At 73.0% G+C, this 18,198-nt stretch carries 17 protein-coding genes and 3 pseudogenes; 6 read left to right on the top strand and 14 right to left on the bottom strand.

The window, feature by feature from the left end; all coding sequences use genetic code 11:
- Window positions 1-53: 53 nt before the first annotated feature.
- The 3 genes and pseudogenes from E4P40_RS12270 to E4P40_RS28940 form a co-directional block, all read left to right on the top strand.
- Window positions 54-479: a DUF948 domain-containing protein gene (locus E4P40_RS12270; RefSeq protein WP_135158880.1), complete on the top strand. Its 426-nt coding sequence runs from the start codon at window positions 54-56 to the stop codon at window positions 477-479.
- Window positions 479-766 (top strand): hypothetical protein, encoded by a 288-nt coding sequence (locus tag E4P40_RS12265; protein ID WP_135158881.1) that lies wholly within the window; start codon window positions 479-481, stop codon window positions 764-766. Before E4P40_RS12270 ends, E4P40_RS12265 begins: the two co-directional genes overlap by 1 nt.
- 52 nt (window positions 767-818) lie before the next feature.
- Window positions 819-893: pseudogene (locus tag E4P40_RS28940) on the top strand (hypothetical protein); the annotation flags it as partial.
- Between the two features lie 110 nt (window positions 894-1,003).
- Here E4P40_RS28940 and E4P40_RS12255 read toward each other — a convergent pair.
- The 4 genes and pseudogenes from E4P40_RS12255 to E4P40_RS12240 form a co-directional block, all read right to left on the bottom strand.
- Window positions 1,004-1,207, bottom strand: a pseudogene (locus E4P40_RS12255) (alanine--tRNA ligase-related protein); the annotation flags it as partial.
- 52 nt (window positions 1,208-1,259) lie between these two features.
- The gene (locus tag E4P40_RS12250) at window positions 1,260-1,547 is read right to left on the bottom strand and encodes a hypothetical protein (RefSeq protein ID WP_135158881.1); all 288 of its coding nucleotides are present in this window, start codon (window positions 1,545-1,547) and stop codon (window positions 1,260-1,262) included.
- A complete protein-coding gene (locus E4P40_RS12245; RefSeq protein ID WP_135158880.1) occupies window positions 1,547-1,972 on the bottom strand; it encodes a DUF948 domain-containing protein in 426 nt (141 codons plus the stop codon). The genes E4P40_RS12250 and E4P40_RS12245 overlap by 1 nt, the downstream gene beginning before the upstream one ends.
- 111 nt (window positions 1,973-2,083) lie before the next feature.
- The gene (locus E4P40_RS12240; protein ID WP_135158879.1) at window positions 2,084-3,421 is read right to left on the bottom strand and encodes a replication-associated recombination protein A; all 1,338 of its coding nucleotides are present in this window, start codon (window positions 3,419-3,421) and stop codon (window positions 2,084-2,086) included.
- A gap of 35 nt (window positions 3,422-3,456) precedes the next feature.
- Here E4P40_RS12240 and E4P40_RS12235 point away from each other — a divergent pair, with 35 nt between their 5' ends.
- Window positions 3,457-4,332, top strand: coding sequence for an aldo/keto reductase (locus E4P40_RS12235; RefSeq protein WP_135158878.1), 876 nt, complete (start codon window positions 3,457-3,459; stop codon window positions 4,330-4,332).
- Window positions 4,333-4,621: 289 nt separating this feature from the next.
- Window positions 4,622-5,380: a hypothetical protein gene (locus tag E4P40_RS12230; RefSeq protein WP_245160295.1), complete on the top strand. Its 759-nt coding sequence runs from the start codon at window positions 4,622-4,624 to the stop codon at window positions 5,378-5,380.
- A gap of 92 nt (window positions 5,381-5,472) precedes the next feature.
- On the opposite strand, the gene E4P40_RS12225 is transcribed toward E4P40_RS12230, so the two are convergent.
- From E4P40_RS12225 to E4P40_RS12195, 7 genes are all read right to left on the bottom strand, one after another.
- Window positions 5,473-6,561 carry an alanine--glyoxylate aminotransferase family protein gene (locus tag E4P40_RS12225; protein ID WP_135158876.1) on the bottom strand — a complete coding sequence of 363 codons (1,089 nt, stop codon included), beginning with the start codon at window positions 6,559-6,561 and terminating at the stop codon, window positions 5,473-5,475.
- Between the two features lie 29 nt (window positions 6,562-6,590).
- Window positions 6,591-8,528, bottom strand: a complete 1,938-nt coding sequence (locus E4P40_RS12220; RefSeq protein ID WP_135158875.1) for a caspase family protein — start codon at window positions 8,526-8,528, stop codon at window positions 6,591-6,593.
- Between the two features lie 4 nt (window positions 8,529-8,532).
- Window positions 8,533-8,892 carry a hypothetical protein gene (locus E4P40_RS12215; RefSeq protein WP_209305286.1) on the bottom strand — a complete coding sequence of 120 codons (360 nt, stop codon included), beginning with the start codon at window positions 8,890-8,892 and terminating at the stop codon, window positions 8,533-8,535.
- A gap of 68 nt (window positions 8,893-8,960) precedes the next feature.
- On the bottom strand, window positions 8,961-10,736 hold the full coding sequence (aspS, locus tag E4P40_RS12210) for an aspartate--tRNA ligase (protein ID WP_135158874.1): 1,776 nt from the start codon (window positions 10,734-10,736) through the stop codon (window positions 8,961-8,963).
- A gap of 53 nt (window positions 10,737-10,789) precedes the next feature.
- Window positions 10,790-11,773, bottom strand: a complete 984-nt coding sequence (locus E4P40_RS12205) for an aldo/keto reductase (protein WP_135158873.1) — start codon at window positions 11,771-11,773, stop codon at window positions 10,790-10,792.
- A gap of 2 nt (window positions 11,774-11,775) precedes the next feature.
- Entirely contained in the window at window positions 11,776-13,041 is a 1,266-nt protein-coding gene (gene hisS / locus E4P40_RS12200; RefSeq protein WP_135158872.1) for a histidine--tRNA ligase, read from the bottom strand.
- The gene (locus tag E4P40_RS12195) at window positions 13,038-13,733 is read right to left on the bottom strand and encodes an MBL fold metallo-hydrolase (protein WP_135158871.1); all 696 of its coding nucleotides are present in this window, start codon (window positions 13,731-13,733) and stop codon (window positions 13,038-13,040) included. Before E4P40_RS12195 ends, hisS begins: the two co-directional genes overlap by 4 nt.
- A 177-nt stretch (window positions 13,734-13,910) precedes the next feature.
- On the opposite strand from E4P40_RS12195, the gene E4P40_RS12190 reads away from it, so the two are divergent.
- Window positions 13,911-14,762 carry a peptidylprolyl isomerase gene (locus tag E4P40_RS12190; protein WP_135158870.1) on the top strand — a complete coding sequence of 284 codons (852 nt, stop codon included), beginning with the start codon at window positions 13,911-13,913 and terminating at the stop codon, window positions 14,760-14,762.
- A gap of 57 nt (window positions 14,763-14,819) precedes the next feature.
- Here E4P40_RS12190 and E4P40_RS12185 read toward each other — a convergent pair whose 3' ends face one another.
- From E4P40_RS12185 to E4P40_RS28545, 3 genes and pseudogenes are all read right to left on the bottom strand, one after another.
- Window positions 14,820-17,285 (bottom strand): bifunctional (p)ppGpp synthetase/guanosine-3',5'-bis(diphosphate) 3'-pyrophosphohydrolase, encoded by a 2,466-nt coding sequence (locus tag E4P40_RS12185; protein ID WP_135158869.1) that lies wholly within the window; start codon window positions 17,283-17,285, stop codon window positions 14,820-14,822.
- Between the two features lie 91 nt (window positions 17,286-17,376).
- Complete coding sequence (locus E4P40_RS12180) at window positions 17,377-17,976, bottom strand: adenine phosphoribosyltransferase (RefSeq protein ID WP_135158868.1); 600 nt, start codon at window positions 17,974-17,976, stop codon at window positions 17,377-17,379.
- Window positions 17,973-18,198 (bottom strand): annotated as a pseudogene (locus tag E4P40_RS28545) (protein translocase subunit SecF); the annotation flags it as partial. The pseudogene E4P40_RS28545 and the gene E4P40_RS12180, both read right to left, overlap by 4 nt.

Below are 18,198 nucleotides of genomic sequence, written 5' to 3'. Positions count from 1 at the left end.
CACGCCGGGCCGACGCCCGCTGAAACGCCCGTCATCGAGAACAGGAGTCCCGTGTGTCCCCAGGAGAGTGGGCCGGACTGATCGCTGCCCTGGCCTTCGTGCTGTTGGTGGTGCTGATCGCGATTCCGCTGCTCAAGCTCGGGCGCACGCTCGACGAGGCGACGCTGACCATCCGGCAGGTACGTGAGCAGAGTGCGCCGATCCTGGGCCAGGCGAGCACCACCGTCGCGCACGTCAACAGCAACCTCGAGCGGGTCGACGACATCACCGGCAACGCGGCGAACGTCTCCAGCAACGTCGCCGCCCTGTCCAGCGTCGTCGCCGCCACCCTGGGCAGCCCCCTGATCAAGGTCGCCGCCTTCAGCTACGGCGTGCGCACCGCCGCCAAGAAGAAGCGTGAGGGGGCCGCGCTCGCCGAGGCCGCCCAGCGCGACAAGGACGCACGCCGGGCACGGCGCGCGGCGCGGCGGGCCGCCTGATGCGCCGGCTGTTCTGGCTGGCCATGGGCATCACGATCGGCGCCCTCGTCGTCCGCAAGCTGAGCCGCGCCGCCGAGAAGATGACCCCGGCCGGCATCGCCGGATCCATCGCCGAGGGGCTCCGCGACCTCGCCGAGGCGATCGGCGACTTCGGCGCCGACATCCGCGCCGCCGCCGCCGAGCGCGAGGCCGAGCTCCGCGCCGGCACCGGCCTGGACGCGCCGCTCCCCACCGGCGACCAGATCCAGCTCCCCGGTCGGCACGGCGCCAGCGCCGCCGACTCCTGACCCCGGTCGGGTCCCCGGGACCCGCCATCCGCAGAACTGAGTAGACCTGACGATGCAGACCGCCGAGATCCGCCGCCGCTTCCTCGAGCACTTCGCCCAGCGCGGGCACACCGTCGTCCCCAGTGCCTCGCTGATCTCACCGGACCCGTCGCTGCTGTTCACCGTGGCCGGCATGGTGCCGTTCATCTGGAAGAACGTGCCGTGGCGGGTGGTCTTGCCCACCTCCTCGATGTCGAGGGTGCGCACGCACTTCTGCACGCTGGTGGCCCGCGGGTACGGCGCGGGCTCACGACCCGTGAGGTACGGGATGAACGGCACCATGCCGGCCACGGTGAACAGCAGCGACGGGTCCGGTGAGATCAGCGAGGCACTGGGGACGACGGTGTGCCCGCGCTGGGCGAAGTGCTCGAGGAAGCGGCGGCGGATCTCGGCGGTCTGCATCGTCAGGTCTACTCAGTTCTGCGGATGGCGGGTCCCGGGGACCCGACCGGGGTCAGGAGTCGGCGGCGCTGGCGCCGTGCCGACCGGGGAGCTGGATCTGGTCGCCGGTGGGGAGCGGCGCGTCCAGGCCGGTGCCGGCGCGGAGCTCGGCCTCGCGCTCGGCGGCGGCGGCGCGGATGTCGGCGCCGAAGTCGCCGATCGCCTCGGCGAGGTCGCGGAGCCCCTCGGCGATGGATCCGGCGATGCCGGCCGGGGTCATCTTCTCGGCGGCGCGGCTCAGCTTGCGGACGACGAGGGCGCCGATCGTGATGCCCATGGCCAGCCAGAACAGCCGGCGCATCAGGCGGCCCGCCGCGCCGCGCGCCGTGCCCGGCGTGCGTCCTTGTCGCGCTGGGCGGCCTCGGCGAGCGCGGCCCCCTCACGCTTCTTCTTGGCGGCGGTGCGCACGCCGTAGCTGAAGGCGGCGACCTTGATCAGGGGGCTGCCCAGGGTGGCGGCGACGACGCTGGACAGGGCGGCGACGTTGCTGGAGACGTTCGCCGCGTTGCCGGTGATGTCGTCGACCCGCTCGAGGTTGCTGTTGACGTGCGCGACGGTGGTGCTCGCCTGGCCCAGGATCGGCGCACTCTGCTCACGTACCTGCCGGATGGTCAGCGTCGCCTCGTCGAGCGTGCGCCCGAGCTTGAGCAGCGGAATCGCGATCAGCACCACCAACAGCACGAAGGCCAGGGCAGCGATCAGTCCGGCCCACTCTCCTGGGGACACACGGGACTCCTGTTCTCGATGACGGGCGTTTCAGCGGGCGTCGGCCCGGCGTGGTCACAGTAGTCGGGGCCACCGTCGGGCGTCCGTCGCCTGCCGGTCTGCGGCGGTGTGTCAGCGGGTGCGTCGGACGATCGCGCGGAGCTTCGCCAGGCGCTCGCCCAGCCGGGCCTCCGCGCCCCGGTTCGTCGGCCGGTAGTAGTCCTTCCCCACCAGTGCGTCGGGTGGGTACTGCTGGGGGACGACGCCGTCCGGGTGGGCGTGCGGATAGCTGTAGGTCGTGCCGTGCCCGAGCTTCCTGGCGCCGGGGTAGTGGCCGTCGCGCAGTCCCGGCGGCACGGGGCCAGCCAGCCCCGCGTGGACGTCGGCCATCGACTCGCCCATGCCGACGGTGACGGCGTTGGACTTCGGCGCGGTGGCCAGGTGGACGACGGCGTGCGCCAGCGACAAGTGCCCCTCGGGCATGCCGATGAAGGCGACGGCATCGGCGGCGGCGACCGCGGTGAGCAGGGCCGTCGGATCGGCCATGCCGATGTCCTCGCTGGCGGAGATGACCAGCCTGCGCGCGATGAAGCGCGGGTCCTCCCCCGCGGCCACCATGCGGGCCAGGTAGTGCAGCGCGGCGTCGACGTCGCTGCCGCGGATGCTCTTGATCAGCGCGCTGGTGACGTCGTAGTGCTGGTCACCCTGCCGGTCGTAGCGGACCGCGGCCTGCGCGACGGCCGTCTCCAACGTCTCGAGGTCCAGCACGTCGGTGCTCGCGGCCTTCGCCGCCCCGGCGCCGGACTCGAGTGCCGTGAGCGCCTTGCGGGCGTCGCCGCCGGCGATCCGGAGCAGGTGCTTCTCCGCCTCGTCGGTGAGCGTGACCGCGCCGTGGAGCCCGCGCTCGCTGGTGAGAGCGCGGTGCAGGACGGCGCGGACGTCGTCGTCGCTGAGCGGCTGCAGCGCCAGGACGAGGCTGCGGCTCAGCAGCGGGCTGACGACGGAGAAGAACGGGTTCTCCGTGGTCGCGGCGATGAGGCTGACGATCCGGTCCTCCACCGCCGACAGCAGGCTGTCCTGCTGGGTCTTGGAGAACCGGTGGACCTCGTCGATGAACAGGACCGTCCGCCGGCCCGCGTACGTGAGCTCGCGCTTGGCCGCGGTGATCACCGCGCGCACCTCCTTGACCCCGGAGTCGAGCGCCGAGAGCTGTACGAACTGCCGCTTGGTCGCCAGCGAGATGACGTGGGCCAGCGTCGTCTTGCCGGTGCCGGGCGGGCCGTAGAGGACCAGGGACATCGGCTCGTCGGACTCGACCAGCCGGCGCAGGGGGGCGCGCTCACCGAGGAGGTGCTGCTGGCCGACGACCTCGTCCAGGGCGCGCGGCCGCATGCGCACGGCCAGCGGCGCACCCGCGTCGACCGCCGCCTCCGCCGCGGCCTCCACCGGGTCGTCGAACAGCGAACTCACGGTTGCGACGCTACCCGCGGGGCACGACAGGTCTCGTGGAACAGCGGAGCATCGGGAACGAGACCGTCGGGCGCGTCACCGTGAGCGCGATCGGGCTGGGCGCCATGCCCCTGTCGACGAAGGAGGACCGCCCCTCCCCGGCCGAGGCCGAGGCCGTGGTGCACGCCGCCGTGGACGCCGGGGTCACCCTGATCGACACCGCCGACGCCTACGCGCGGGACGAGGCCGAGTTCGGGCACAACGAGTCCCTGGTGGCGGCCGCGCTGGCGTCCTACGGATCGGGCGCCGAGGACGTGCTGGTGGCCACGAAGGGCGGGCACACCCGTGAGGGCACCGACTGGGGTCTCGACGGGTCGCCGTCCTACCTGCGGCAGGCGTGCGAGGCGTCGCTCAAGCGCCTGGGCGTCGAGGCGATCGGGCTGTACCAGTTCCACCGGCCCGACCCGACGACGCCGTGGGAGGTGTCGATGGCTGCGCTGCGGGCGCTGTACGACGACGGCCTGGTGCGCATGGTCGGCATCTCGAACGCCTCCATCCCGCAGATCGACTCGGCTCGCGCCGTCCTCGGCGAGGCACTGGTGAGCGTCCAGAACCAGTTCTCCCCCGGCTACCGGTCCTCCGCCGTGGAGCTGGCGCACTGCGCGGAGCACGGGCTGGCCTGGCTGCCGTGGAGCCCGTTCGGCGGGGTGGGCGCGGCCGGATCCCTCGACGCGCAGGCGCCGGCGTTCGCCGAGGTGGCAGAGGAACTGGGCGTGTCGGTCTATCAGGTCACGCTCGCGTGGCACCTCGCCCAGGCCGACGTCGTGATCCCGATCCCCGGTGCCTCTCGCCCCCGGTCGATCCAGGACTCCGCCGCCGCGACCCACGTGACGCTGACCGACGACCAGCTGAACCGCCTCAACACCGCCTGACCCCCGCCTTCCCGGCCGCCGCTACCGGGTCGAGTGCTGAGTGGTCGTCGACGACACGGGCGGACACGCCGTCGCAGAGGACGACAAGTCAGTACTCGCCGGATCCACAGGCCTCGGCGTCGTCCACCGATAGGCCCGAGGCCGCTCTCCGAGCAGGGCACGCGGTGATCGTCGGCCGGTGGAACGACACGCTCTACCGCCGACATACAGCTGGGCAGCGGCGGTCGCCGCCGGTGTGACGCGAGCAGAACTGAGGGACGACGGCGTCCGGGTGACCCGTGGTGCCTACGTGTCGCGCGCCGTTCCGCTCACGCTCCTGAACGCCTGTCATGCGGCCGCGCCGGTGCTGCCGGGCAGCGCGGTCTTCTCGCACCTGACCGCCGCCTGGGTGCTGGGGGCACCGGTGTCGCCGGCATTGCCCCTGCAGATCATCGTGCCGCCCGGGATCAGCCGGCCGCAGCGGCGCAACGTCCGGGTCCACGTGCGCAGGCTGGGGTCCGAGGACGTCGTCGACCACGGCGGGCTGCGGTTGACGAGCGGTCCACAGACACTGCTCGACCTGGCGGCCGTTCTGGCGCCGGACGAGCTGGTGGCCGTCGGGGACGCGCTCTGCCGGGCCGGTCATCTCTCGCACGAGACACTCGGCGCACGCCTGGAGCGCGCCCATGGGAGTCGCGGGGTCGTGCTGGCCCGTGACGTCGCGCCGATCCTGAGTCCTCTGGCGGCGTCGCGCCCGGAGAGCCTGTTCCGCTACTGGCTGGTCGCCAGTGACCTGCCGGATCCCGAACCCCAGGTGCCCGTGTTCGACGGGTACGGACGTGAGGTGGCGCATGCCGACCTCGGCTACTCGCGCTGGAAGGTCGCGCTCGAGTACGAGGGGCGACAGCACGCTGAGGGCCCGCAGTTCGGGCGCGACCTCGACCGCTACTCCCTCATGGCTGCCGGCGGGTGGCTGCTGCTCCGGTTCGGGGCGAGACATCTCCACCGGCGCGCGGATGTCGTCGACCGGGTCGCCGGAGCCCTGCGCAGCCGCGGCGCCCGCTGGTGACGCGCGAGTGTTGAGTTGTCGTCGTCGACACGGGCGGGCACGCCGGCGCGGACGACGACAAGTCAGCACTCGGCGGCCGACGAGCCCGGGGGTCAGCGGGCGAGGGTCTCCTTGAGGGCGGCCAGCACGAGGGCGACCTTGTCGGGCGCCGCGTTCGGGCCCATCAGTCCGATCCGCCAGACGGAGCTCGCATAGGCGCCCACTCCCCCGCCGATCTCCAGGTCGTAGCGCTCCAGCAGCTCCTTGCGGACCGCGGCCGAGTCGACGCCGTCGGGCACCTTCACCGTGGTCAGCTCCGGCAGGCGGTGGCCCTCGGCGGCGAACAGCTCGAGGCCGAGCTCCGCCAGGCCCTCGTGCAACAGCCGGCCGGCCTCGGCGTGCCGCGCGTGGACGGCCTCCAGCCCCTCCTCGAGGATCCGGCCGAGGCCCGCGTGCAGCGAGACGACCATGCCGGTCGGCGCGGTGTGGTGGTACGTCCGGCCCGAGCCCGCGGCCTCCCCCGCGTAGCCGCCCAGCAGGCCGAGGTCGAGGTACCAGCTCTGCGGCTTCTCGATCCGGCGCTCCCACGCCCGGTCGTTGATCGTGAACGGCGCAAGGCCGGGGGCCACCCCGAGGCACTTCTGCGAGCCGGAGTAGGCGAGGTCCACGTCCCAGTCGTCCAGCCGCACGGGCACGCCGCCGAGCGAGGTGACGCAGTCGGCCAGCAGCAGGGCGTCGCCCTTGCCGGCGGCCACTGGCTCGAGGTCCGACAGCACACCGGTCGAGGTCTCGGCGTGCACGGCGGCGATGAGCTTCGGCGAGGGATGCGCGTCCAGCACGCGGGAGGCGTCGACCGGCTGCCCCCAGTCGTGCTCCACCGCGACGACCTCCGCGCCGCACCGCGACGCGACCTCCACCATCCGCTGGCCGAACAGCCCGTTGACCGCCACGACCACCACGTCGCCCGGGCCCACGGTGTTGACGAACGCCGCCTCCATGCCCGCGGAGCCGGTCGCCGACAGTGGCAGGGTGCGCCGGTTCGCCGTCCCGAAGACCTGCCGCAACCGGTCGGACGTCTCGTCCAGGATCCGCAGGAACTCCGGGTCGAGGTGGCCGAGCAGCGGCTGGCCGAGGGCGACCGTCGCCTCCGGGTACGGGTTGGAGGGGCCGGGTCCGAGCAGGGTTCGGGCACGCAACGGCATGCCCGGAACGCTACCGGCGACGTCGACGGCTAGCCCGGTGCGGTCCGGCCCCTGGGCCGCGCCTGCCCCAGGTAGGCCCCGCCCACCGGCACGAGCGCCAGCACGAGGGTGACGAGCAGCGGACCCGACTGGGACCCGGAGGGCTGCACCGCCAGGCCCTCCACGGCGCTGGCGGCGAGCCAGATCCCGGTCGTGGTGACCGCGGCCAGGCCGAAGAGCCGTTGCGCGGGGGCGAGGTCGAGCACGGCGACCGGGAGGCAGGCGGCGGTCAGCAGGAGGCCGGCGATGCGGAGGTGCAGCCACCAGCCGAAGTCGGTGCTGACCGGGCCGACCAGGAGCCAGCCGACGGCCGCCGCCACGACGAGCGCGCCCCCGAACAGCGCCCACCGCCGCCGCCCGATCCCGGCGTGCGCGCGGAGCGCTGGCATCGAGACGGCCACGACCACCGCGCCGGCCAGGACGAGGGCGGCGACCAGGATCAGCCACCACGCCGGGCCGAGGGCGTACCCCACGTCGGGGTCGAGCGTGACCGCGGCCGCCATCGACAGCTGCCCGATCAGGTTGAGCAGCACACCGGCCGAGACACCGGCAGCCAGTGCCACGTGCGCCGTCCAACCGCGCCCCGCGAGCAGCACACCGAGGGCCGCCAGCAGCGGCAGCAGCACCTGGACCACCCAGCCGGCGGTGGACCAGCCCATGTCGATCGCGTGGTAGTCGTTCGACGGCTCGAACACCAGGAACCGGGAGACGGTGAGCAGCACGCCGGCCACGAGGAGGATCGGCGGAAGGGTCCGCGTGGCGACCGACGGTCGGCTGCCATGCTCGGCCGGCGGGCTCTCCCGGACGTCGGAGGGCACCGGGCCGTCAGCGTCCGGCAGCGGACCGCGCGTCCGGGCGGGCACCTCGGGCGAAGGCAGCGACGGGGCGCTCGGCGCCCGCGCCGGGACGGCCGGCGCAGGGGCCGTGTCGACGACGGGCACCTGGCGAGGGGCAGGCACGGTGTCCGGCGGCTGCGTTCCCGTTCCGATCCGTTCCAGCATCGCGGTGGCGCCGGACGACACCGACCGGCTGTCGTCGGCGGCCAGCGCCCGGAGCCGTCCCAGCACCGCCGCGCGGACGACCTCGTTGCCCACGCGGTGCAGGTGGCCGAGTTCGTCCACCGCGCTCAGCCGCTGCGCCGCGATCGGGCTGTCGATCGCGTGCTGGAGGTAGGACGGCAGCGTCCAGTTCACGTTGCGGGCGACGAGGATCCGCCCGTCGACGTCCTCCTGCTTCTTCGGCCGCTGCTGCGGCATCTCGGCGACCACCCGCTCGTACACGTAGCTGTACAGCTCGTCCAGGGCGATGTCACCGTCCTCGTCGAGGTCCGCCGCCCCGCTGCTGATGGCCTCGACCAGATGCCGGGTGAACACCGACGACGTCCCGGACCCGCGCAGGTCGTCGCCCTCGAACGCGTACTGGGTGGCGTCGGAGGCGGTGAGCACCGCCCGGCCCTTGCCCTGGAAGCGCTCGAGGGTCTGCACGCCCTCGTCCGCCTTGGCGCTCCGTCCGGCGGGGAAGGCGCCGCTGTAGCAGCAGTCGAGGATGAGCACCTTGCGCCGCGACCGGGAGGCGTCCATGGCGTCGTTGAGCTGGGCGCCGGAGATGGCGGTGAACATGAGCGCCTCGCGGCGGGTGTTCGTCATCGCCAGGTAGAGCCGGCCCTCGTCGTCCTTGAGCCCGTGCCCGGTGAAGTACAGCAGCGTCAGGTCGTCCGAGCGGGCACCGGCGTAGAAGTCGGCGATCGCCTCGCCGACCACGTAGTGGGGCTCGTTGACCAGCATCGTGACGTCGAAGCCGGCGATCGCCGGGTCCTCCAGGACCGAGGCGAAGGACTCCGCGTCGTGCTGTGGTGCGGTGAGCCGCTTCAGGCCGCCGTCGCTGTAGGCGTACGTGGCGACGACGAGGGCCTTGCGGGCACCGGGCACGGGGTCACGCAGGCTGGTGACGGCGGACGAACGTGTCGATCAGTGCGGCGCGCTCCACGGGGGTCGCGTCGCTGAGCTCCAGGGTGTCGCCGTCGATGGTCACGCTCACCTTGTGCCCGGCCCCGCGGCGGCCGAGCCAGTCCTTGATGGTCGCGATGACCGTCACGAACACACCTCCGCCGGCGCTCATCGTCACGAGCAGCTCGGTGAGGGACGCCCCCACGCCCTTCGCGCCCTCGGGAGGTGCGGCTCCCTCGACGGTGGTCACGTCGTCCACCTCGAGTGTCCGCAGCTCGTTGCGCAGCTGGCGGGCGAGCCGCTCCCGGTCCTCGGGATCGGTCTCCGGGTCCGGTTCGAGGACCACAGTCATCTCCACGGACGCGAATGCTCCGCCGGTCCTGACCGGCCGACAAGGGGCTGGAGCGCCCCCCTTCAGCGGGTCGGGTCGGTGGGCCCCGGTGCTCCGGGCTCGCCCGGCAGCGGCGGCTCCTCCGGCTTGGCGTCGATGCCGGCCTCCTTGCGCTGCGCCTCGGTGATGGGCGTGGGCGCGCCGGTCAGCGGGTCGAACCCGGCGCCGGTCTTCGGGAAGGCGATGACCTCGCGGATCGACTCCACGCCCGACAGCAGAGCACAGGTGCGGTCCCATCCGATGGCCGCGCCCGCGTGCGGCGGCGGGCCGTAGGCGAAGGCCTCCAGGAAGAACCCGAAGCGCTCGCGGGCCTCCTCCGTCGACATCCCGAGCGTCTCGAAGACCTTCTCCTGCAGCGCGGCGTCATGGATACGCACCGAGCCGCTCATCAGTTCGTTGCCGTTCACCACCATGTCGTAGGCGTCCGACAGCGCCTCGCCCTTGTTCTCGGCGAAGGTCTCCCGCCACTCCGGCGTAGGCGAGGTGAAGGGGTGGTGCATGAACGTCCACGAGCCGTCCTCGGTCTCCTCGAACATCGGGAAGTCGACGACGAAGAGGAACGACCACGAGCCGGGCTCGATGAGCTCCAGCCGCTTGGCGATCTCGTTGCGTGCCGCCCCCAGCAGTTCCTGCGACGTGCGCCGGCCGCCCGCGGCGAAGAACACGCAGTCGCCGGGAGAGGCCCCGACCGCGGCCAGGAGCCCGTCGCGCTCGGCGTCGGAGATGTTCTTCGCAACCGGGCCGCCGAGCGCGCCGTCCTCGGCGATCGTCACGTAGGCCAGGCCCCGCGCCCCGCGGGACTTCGCCCAGTCCTGCCACGCGTCGAAGGCCCGCCGCGGCTGGGAGCCGCCGCCGGGCATCACGACGGCTCCGACGTAGGGCGCCTGGAAGACCCGGAACGGGGTGTCGGAGAAGTACTCGGTGAGCTCGGTCAGCTCGATGCCGAAACGCAGGTCGGGCTTGTCCGACCCGAAGCGGTCCATGGCCTCGCGGTAGGTCATCCGCGGGATCTCCGGGACGTCGTAGTCCGCGAGCTCGCGCCACAGCGCCCGGACGACGTCCTCGGCGATCGCCAGCACGTCGTCGCGCTCGACGAAGCTCATCTCGAAATCGAGCTGGGTGAACTCCGGCTGCCGGTCGGCACGGAAGTCCTCGTCCCGGAAGCAGCGCGCGATCTGGTAGTACCGCTCGAGCCCGCCGATCATCAGCAGCTGCTTGAACAGCTGCGGCGACTGCGGGAGCGCGTACCACTTGCCCGGCTGCAGCCGCACGGGGACGACGAAGTCGCGCGCGCCCTCGGGCGTGGAGCGCGTGAGGTTCGGCGTCTCGACCTCGGCGAACCCGTGCCGGTGCATCACCTCGCGGGCGATCCGGCTGACCTCCGAGCGGACCCGCATCGCCTTCGCCGGACCCTGCCGCCGCAGGTCGAGGTAGCGGTACTTGTAGCGGACGTCGTCCGACGCGGCCTGGTCGGTCTCGATCGGGAACGGCAGCGGGGCCGAGGCCGACAGCACCTGCAGCGACGAGGTGGCCACCTCGATCTCGCCGGTCGGCAGCTCCGGGTTCTCGTTGCCCTCGGGACGGCGGCGCACCTCCCCGGTCACGAGCACGCAGTACTCGTTGCGCAGGTGGTGGGCCTCCTCCTCGCGGACGACGACCTGGACGTAGCCGGAGGCGTCGCGCAGATCGAGGAAGACCACGCCGCCGTGGTCGCGGCGACGGGCCACCCAGCCGGCCAGGGTGACGGTCGAACCGGCGTCGGACGCGCGCAGCGTTCCGGCGTCGTGGGTGCGGAGCACGGTCGGATGCCTCCGGGGTGGCGGGTGGGGAGGGACGCGGTAGGAGAAGAGTTTCACCAGCGGTCGTGCACGTGGGCGCGGATGCGCTCGTCGTACACGCGCTCGAGGTCGCTGAGCTGGGAGTCGGAGAGCGGGGCGAGGGTGGCGGCCGCGACGTTGCCGCGGACCTGGGTGACGTTGCGCGCGCCCGGGATGACCGTGGTGACTCCGGGCTGGTCGATGACCCAGCGGAGCGCGAACGCGGCGGTCGGCACGCTGTCGCCGGCGATCTCGGCGACCTCCCGGGCCGCGGCGACACCCACCTCGAACGGCACGCCGGCGAAGGTCTCACCGACGTCGAAGGCCTCGCCGTGGCGGTTGAAGGTGCGGTGGTCGTCAGCCGGGAACGTCGTCGACTCGTCGTACTTGCCGGTGAGCAGGCCGCTGGCCAGCGGGACGCGCGCCAGGATGCCCACCTCGGCGCGCTGCGCGGCGGGGAGCAGTTCCTCCAGCGGCTTGCGCCGGAAGATGTTGAGGATGACCTGGATGGACTGCACGCCGGGGTGCTGCAGGGCGGTCAGCCCCTCCTCGACCGTCTCCACCGAGACGCCGTAGGCCGCGATCGCCTGCTCCTCGACCAGGGCGTCCAGAGTGTCGTACACGCGCCGGTCGGAGTAGACCCCCGGTGGCGGGCAGTGCAGCTGGACGAGGTCGAGCATGTCGACGCCGAGGTTGCGGCGGGACCGGTCGATCCAGGTCCGCAGGTTCTCCGGGGTGTACTGCGCCGCCTCGAACGGGTCGGCGCGCCGGCCGGCCTTGGTGGCGACGAACGGCCGGTCGGCGCGCGGGGCGAGCGCCTTGCGGATGCGCTCCTCGGACCGGCCGTCGCCGTAGACGTCGGCGGTGTCGAGCAGGGTCACGCCGGCGTCGAGGGCGGCGTCGAGCACCTCGGCCGCCGCGTCGTCGTCGACGTCCCCCCAGTCGCCGCCGAGCTGCCAGGTGCCCAGCCCGATGACCGACACGTCCGCCCCGGTCCGGCCCATCGGCCGCTGTTCCATGGTCACTCCTCCACCGTCGCACGTCGCAGTGCATCGAACAGATCGGCCACCGGGACGGCGTGCTGCTCGCCGGTACGCATGTCCTTGAGCTGCCCGACGCCCTGGGCCAGGTCGCGCTCGCCGATCACGACGACGTGCGAGGCGCCCGACCGGTCGGCGGCCTTCATCGCGCCCTTGAGCCCGCGGTCGCCGTACACGGTGTCGGCGGCGACGCCGGCCTGCCGGAGCTGGCCCACCAGCCGGACGGCGAGCCGCTTCGCCTCCGCCCCCAGCGGGACGACGAACGCCTGCACGCCGGCCTGCACCCCGATGTCGAGGCCCTCGGCCTGCACCGCCAGCAGCGTGCGATCGACGCCGACGGCGTAGCCGATCCCCGAGAGGTCGGGTCCGCCGAGCGCGGCCGACAGGCCGTCGTAGCGGCCGCCGCCACCGATCGCCGACTGCGCCCCGAGGCCCGAGTGCACGAACTCGAACGTCGTCTTCGTGTAGTAGTCCAGACCGCGCACCAGCTTCGGCGCCTCCGTCCAGGTCACCCCGAGGTCCGTGAGGTGCTGCCGCACGGCGTCGTAGTGCGCCTTCGTGGAGTCCGAGAGGTGGTCGACCATCAACGGGGCGTCGTCCAGCTGCGCCTGCACCTCGGGCCGCTTGTCGTCGAGCACGCGCAGCGGGTTGATCTCCGCCCGCCGCCGCGTCTCCTCGTCCAGATCGAGCGTGGCGAGGAACTGCACGAGCAGCTCGCGGTACTGCGGCCGGCACGTCTCGTCGCCGAGCGAAGTGAGCAGCAGCTCGAAGTCGGTCAGACCGAGGTCGCGGAAACCCTGCACTCCCAGCGCCACCACCTCGGCGTCCAGAGCGGGGTCGTCGGTGCCGAGCGCCTCCATGTCGACCTGGGTGAAGTGCCGGTACCGGCCGGCCTGGGGCCGCTCGTAGCGGAACGCCGAGCCGACCGTCCACAGCTTCACCGGCAGCGCCCCGTCGTGCAGGCGGTGCTCGATGAAGGCCCGCATCAACCCGGCGGTGAGCTCCGGTCGCAGCGTGAGGGACCGGCCGCCGCGGTCGTCGAAGGTGTACATCTCCTTCGTCACGACGTCGGTCGACTCCCCCACCCCGCGGGAGAAGACGGCGGTCTCCTCGAACACCGGCGTCTCGACGTAGCCGTAGCCGGCCCGGCGCAGCGGCGCAGTCAGCGTGTCGCGGACGGCGAGGAAGCGCGCCGACTCCGGCGGCAGGACGTCGAACGTGCCCTTGGGGGCGGTCAGCCCGGTCACAGGCCCCGCCCGGCGGGCGGCGCGCCGGAACCGGCCGCCGCCTCGGCGAGGTAGGGGTTGGTGGCCCGCTCGCGGCCGATCGTGGTGGCCGGCCCGTGCCCCGGCAGCACGAGGGTCTCGTCGTCCAGCGGGAGGATGACGTCGCGCAGGGACCGCAGCATCGCCTCCCACGAACCACCGGGCATGTCCACCCGCCCGATCGACCCGGCGAACAGCACGTCGCCGGCCAGCAGGCCGGGCGCCTCGCCCAGGTCCACGGAGAACACCACCGAGCCCCGGGTGTGACCGGGCGCGTGCCGGACGGTGAGCTCGACACCGGCGAGCGAGAGCACCGCCCCGTCGTCCAGCGAGCGCACCTCCGACGGGTCGGGGAGCCGGAGCCCGGCGATCAGCGGCGCGTTCTGCGGGCTGTGCCAGCGCGCGGGGTCGGCGATCATCCCCAGGTCGTCGGGGTGCAGGTAGGCGGGGATGTCGTAACCGTCGCAGAGTGGCAGCACCGAGTAGGTGTGGTCGAGGTGCCCGTGGGTGAGCACCACCGCCACCGGCTTGAGCCCGTCCTCGGCCAGGATCTGGGCCAGGGGCTCGACGGCGTCCATGCCGGGGTCGATCACCACGCACTCCTGACCCCGGCCAGGGGCCACGGCATAGCAGTTGGTGCCGAACGGGCCTGCGGGAAAGGAGCGGATGAGCACCCGTGCAGGTTACGCGGAGGGCCCGACGTGCCCCGGTGCTGCCAGGGAACGCACAGCCGCTCCGCCTAGACTCTGCCCTCGACCGCGTGCCGCGGCTGCCGGTGTCCGGCCCCGCACGCTCTGCCGTGCCGTCCTCACCCGCCCCACCGACCACCCGCCCGATCGAGGAGTTCGACCGTGCCCACCAACAAGCAGCGGCGTGAAGCCGCGCAGCGCCACCTGCAGCGGCAGCTGGAGCGCCGCGCCGAACTGGCGCGCAAGCGCCGCCGGAACCTGGGCATCATCGCGACCGTCGTCGCCGTGGTCGTCGTCGTGGGTGCCGCCCTGCTCATCACCGGCGTCTTCCAGAGCGACGACACGGAGGCGGCGACGGACCCGTCGGCCACCCCCACGGCGCCGGTCACCAGCTCCGCCGCGGCCGCCACCACCAACGCCGACGGCACGATCGCCTGCACCTACACGCCGGACGCGTCGGGCAACCCGAGCCTCAAGGACGTCGGCACGCCGCCCACCCCCGAGGCGACCCCCACCCAGGGCACGAGCACGCTGCTGGTGAAGACCAACCAGGGTGACATGACCCTGAACCTGAACCGCACCGCGGCTCCCTGCGCGGCGGCGAGCTTCACCTACCTGGCCTCGCAGAAGTTCTTCGACGGAACCCCCTGCCACCGCGAGGTCAACCAGCCGACGTTCGGCGTCCTCCAGTGCGGCGACCCGACGGGCAGCGGCTCCGGCGGCCCGAGCTACAAGTTCGCCGAGGAGGTCACGCCGGAGACCACCTACCCGCGGGGCACGATCGCGATGGCGAACAGCGGCACCCCGGGGTCGACCGGCAGCCAGTTCTTCCTCTGCTTCGTCGACACCGAGCTCAGCCCCGACTACACCGCGGTAGGCACCGTCGACGAGGCCGGCCTGGCCACGCTGGACAAGATCGCCGAGGCCGGCAACGACGGTTCGTTCGAGCCGAGCCCCGGCGGCGGCGCGCCCAACACGCCGGTCACGATCGAGACGGTGACGGTCGTCGGCTGACAGAGACCCCGTCCTCCCCGCTCTGCTTGAGCTCAGGGCGGGGCCCGGGACGGGACCTCACGCGGTGACGCGCTCCACGTCGAAGACGCCCTCGACGTTGCGCACCGTCTGCAGGACCGCGCCGAGGTGGGCGGGGTCGGCCAGTTCGAAGGTGAACCGGCTGACGGCGACGCGGTCGCGGCTGGTCTGCACCGACGCCGACAGGATGTTGACCCGCTCGTCGGCCAGCGCCTTGGTGACGTCCGACAGCAGCCGGTGCCGGTCGAGCGCCTCGACCTGGATCGCGACGAGGAACACCGAGCCGGGCTGTGACGCCCACTCGGTCTCGACCAGCCGCTCGGGCTTGCGCTGCAGGTCGGCGGCGTTCGTGCAGTCGGTGCGGTGCACGCTGACGCCGCCGCCGCGGGTCACGAAACCGAGGATGTCGTCACCGGGCACCGGCGTGCAGCACTTGGCGAGCTTCGCCCACACGTCGGACATGCCGTGGACGACGACCCCGGAGTCGCCGCTGGCCGCGCGTCGCGGCACCGACGACCGGCGGGTGGGGATCGCCGTCTCGGCGATGTCCTCGACTGCGCCCTCCGCCCCGCCGAGGGCGATCATCAGCTTCTCGACGACCGACGTGGCCGAGATGTGGTTCTCCCCCACCGCCGCGTAGAGCGCGGTGACGTCGGCGTAGCGCAGGTCCTTGGCCAGCGTGCTGAGCGCCTCGCCGCCGAGCAGCCGCTGCAGCGGCAGGCCCGCCTTGCGCATCGCGCGGGTCAGGGCCTCCTTGCCGGCCTCGACGGCGTCCTCGCGGCGCTCCTTGGTGAACCACTGGCGGATCTTGGTCCGCGCGCGGGAGGAGCCGACGAACGAGAGCCAGTCCTGGGACGGCGCGGCCGAGGGCGACCGCGAGGTGAAGACCTCGACGACGTCGCCGTTGGAGAGCTTGCTGTCCAGGGACACCAGCGAGCCGTTGACGCGGGCGCCGATCGTGCGGTGCCCGACCTCGGTGTGCACCGCGTAGGCGAAGTCCACCGGCGTCGACTCGCCGGGCAGGCTGATCACGTCGCCCTTCGGCGTGAAGACGAAGACCTCCTGCGGGCCGAGGTCGTAGCGCAGGGTCTCCAGGAACTCCCCGGGCTCCTGCGCCTCGCGCTGCCAGTCGAGCAGCTGCCGCAGCCACAGCATGTCGTCGGGCGAGCCCACCTTGGGGGCGCCGAACTCACCCGCGCTGGGCTTGCCGCCGACCCGCGCCTTCTCCTTGTACTTCCAGTGCGCCGCGATGCCGTACTCGGCGGTGCGGTGCATGTCGTGGGTGCGGATCTGCAGCTCGACGGGCTTGCCCTGCGGCCCGATGACCGTGGTGTGCAGCGACTGGTACATGTTGAACTTCGGCATCGCGACGAAGTCCTTGAAGCGCCCCGGCACCGGCTGCCAGTGGGCGTGCATGATGCCCAGCGCCGCGTAGCAGTCGCGCACGGAGTCGACCAGGATCCGGATGCCGACGAGGTCCCAGATGTCGGTGAAGTCGCGGCCGCGGACGATCATCTTCTGGTAGATCGAGTAGTAGTGCTTCGGCCGGCCGGTGACGACCGCGTCGATCTTCGCCGTCTTCAGCTGCTCGCTGACCTGCGAGGTGACCTCGGCGAGGTAGGTGTCGCGGGACGGCGCGCGCTCGGCCACCAGGCGCACGATCTCGTCGTAACGCTTGGGGTAGAGCGTCGCGAACGCGAGGTCCTCGAGCTCCCACTTGATCGTGTTCATACCCAGCCGGTGGGCCAGCGGGGCGAGGATCTCCAACGTCTCGCGCGCCTTCTTCTCCTGCTTCTCGGGCGGGAGGAAGCGCAGCGTGCGCATGTTGTGCAGGCGGTCGGCCAGCTTGATGACCAGCACCCGGGGATCGCGGGCCATCGCGACGATCATCTTGCGGATCGTCTCGGCCTGGGCCGCGTCGCCCAGCTTGACCTTGTCGATCTTGGTGACGCCGTCGACGAGGTGGGTGACCTCGGAGCCGAACTCCGTGGTGATCGTGTCCAGCGTGACGCCGGTGTCCTCGACGGTGTCGTGCAGGAGGGCCGCGACCAGCGTCGTGGTGTCCATGCCCAGCCCCGCCAGGATCGTGGCGACGGCGAGCGGGTGGGTGATGTAGGGGTCGCCGCTCTTGCGCTTCTGCCCCGCGTGCGCGCCCTCGGCGACGTCGTAGGCCCGCTGGAGGAGCACCAGGTCGGCCTTCGGATGGCTCTGCCGGTGCAGGGCGGCCAGCGGCTCCAGGACCGGGCGCACCACCGGGGTGCGCGGACTGGCGACGATGCGGCGGGCCAGCCGGTCGCGGACCCGGCGGCGCGGCGCCTCGGCGTCCCCCGGCTCGGAGCCCACGTCGTCCGGACGCCGGACGACCGGGCGGTCGGGCAGCGCGGGTCGGCGTACGGGACCGGCGGCCGTCTCGTCGCCGGCCTGCGGTTGCGGCTGGGTACCGGCATCGGCCCCGGGCTCGCCCGGCCGCGCGGGAGCCGCGTTGGCGGCTACGTCGGGGGCCACGGCGACTCCTGCTGTCCTGCGGAGAGGGGACCCTCCCCATGGTAGCCGGGCAGCCCCCGGCCGGGCTCCGCCCGGGTGGGGTCTCCCCCGGTCAGGTGGTCCAGAGCGAATGCACGGTGTGCGGCGCGATCCGCTCCCGGCCACCGAGGGCGGCGAGCTCCACGACGACCGAGACGGCGGTGACCACGCCCCCGAGGCGCTCGACGAGGGCGATGGCCGCCCCGAGGGTGCCGCCCGTGGCCAGGACGTCGTCCACCACGAGCACGCGCGCCCCGGGGCGGAGGGAGTCGGCGTGCATCTCCAGGGTCGCCGTCCCGTACTCGAGGACGTAGTCGGCGGCGATCCGTTCCCGCGGCAGCTTCCCCGCCTTGCGGACCGGGACGACGCCCACGCCCGCGTCCAGCGCCACGGCCGCCGCGAGCAGGAAGCCGCGGGCCTCGACCCCGACGACCACGTCGAAACCGGGGTCGCCGTCCCGTCCGGCGACGGCTGCCACGCGGGGGTCGGAGGCCGCCGGGGCGCCCAGCCCGTGGACCATCCGCCGGAACGCCGTCCCGTCGGCGAACACCGGCGTGAGGTCCCGGAACAGGATCCCCGGCTCCGGGTAGTCGGGGACGTCGACGGTCAGGCCGGCGATCAGCTCGTCGAGCGGCGCCTCACCCAGCCCACCAGCCGGAGGAGCGTCGGTCACCGGCGCTTCTTGCCGGTGGGCCGGCCCTTGGTCCCGGGTCGCTGCGGCCGGGCACCCGGGCGGGGCGCGGCGGTCGCACCCGAACCGCCCTCGGGGCGGACCGAGGACGGCGACTCGATGACGGTGTCCGCGGCCACCTGACCAGGGAGGTCGCGCTCGGCGAGCGCCACGGACGACGCGGCGCGGGTGGCGGGCCGAGCGCGGCGCGCGCTCGCGACGGGG

It is taken from the genome of Blastococcus sp. CT_GayMR20 (assembly GCF_004570345.1).
Note: the sequence above shows the minus strand (reverse complement) of the source record. Positions and strands in the feature narration are given on the sequence as shown.

Excerpts from the sequence above, each read along its gene's own strand:
- E4P40_RS12265 (WP_135158881.1), top strand. The coding sequence starts at position 479 with ATGCGCCGGCTGTTCTGGCTGGCCATGGGCATCACGATCGGCGCCCTC.
- E4P40_RS12250 (WP_135158881.1), bottom strand. The coding sequence starts at position 1,547 with ATGCGCCGGCTGTTCTGGCTGGCCATGGGCATCACGATCGGCGCCCTC.
- E4P40_RS12225 (WP_135158876.1), bottom strand. The coding sequence starts at position 6,561 with ATGCCGTTGCGTGCCCGAACCCTGCTCGGACCCGGCCCCTCCAACCCG.
- E4P40_RS12205 (WP_135158873.1), bottom strand. The coding sequence starts at position 11,773 with ATGGAACAGCGGCCGATGGGCCGGACCGGGGCGGACGTGTCGGTCATC.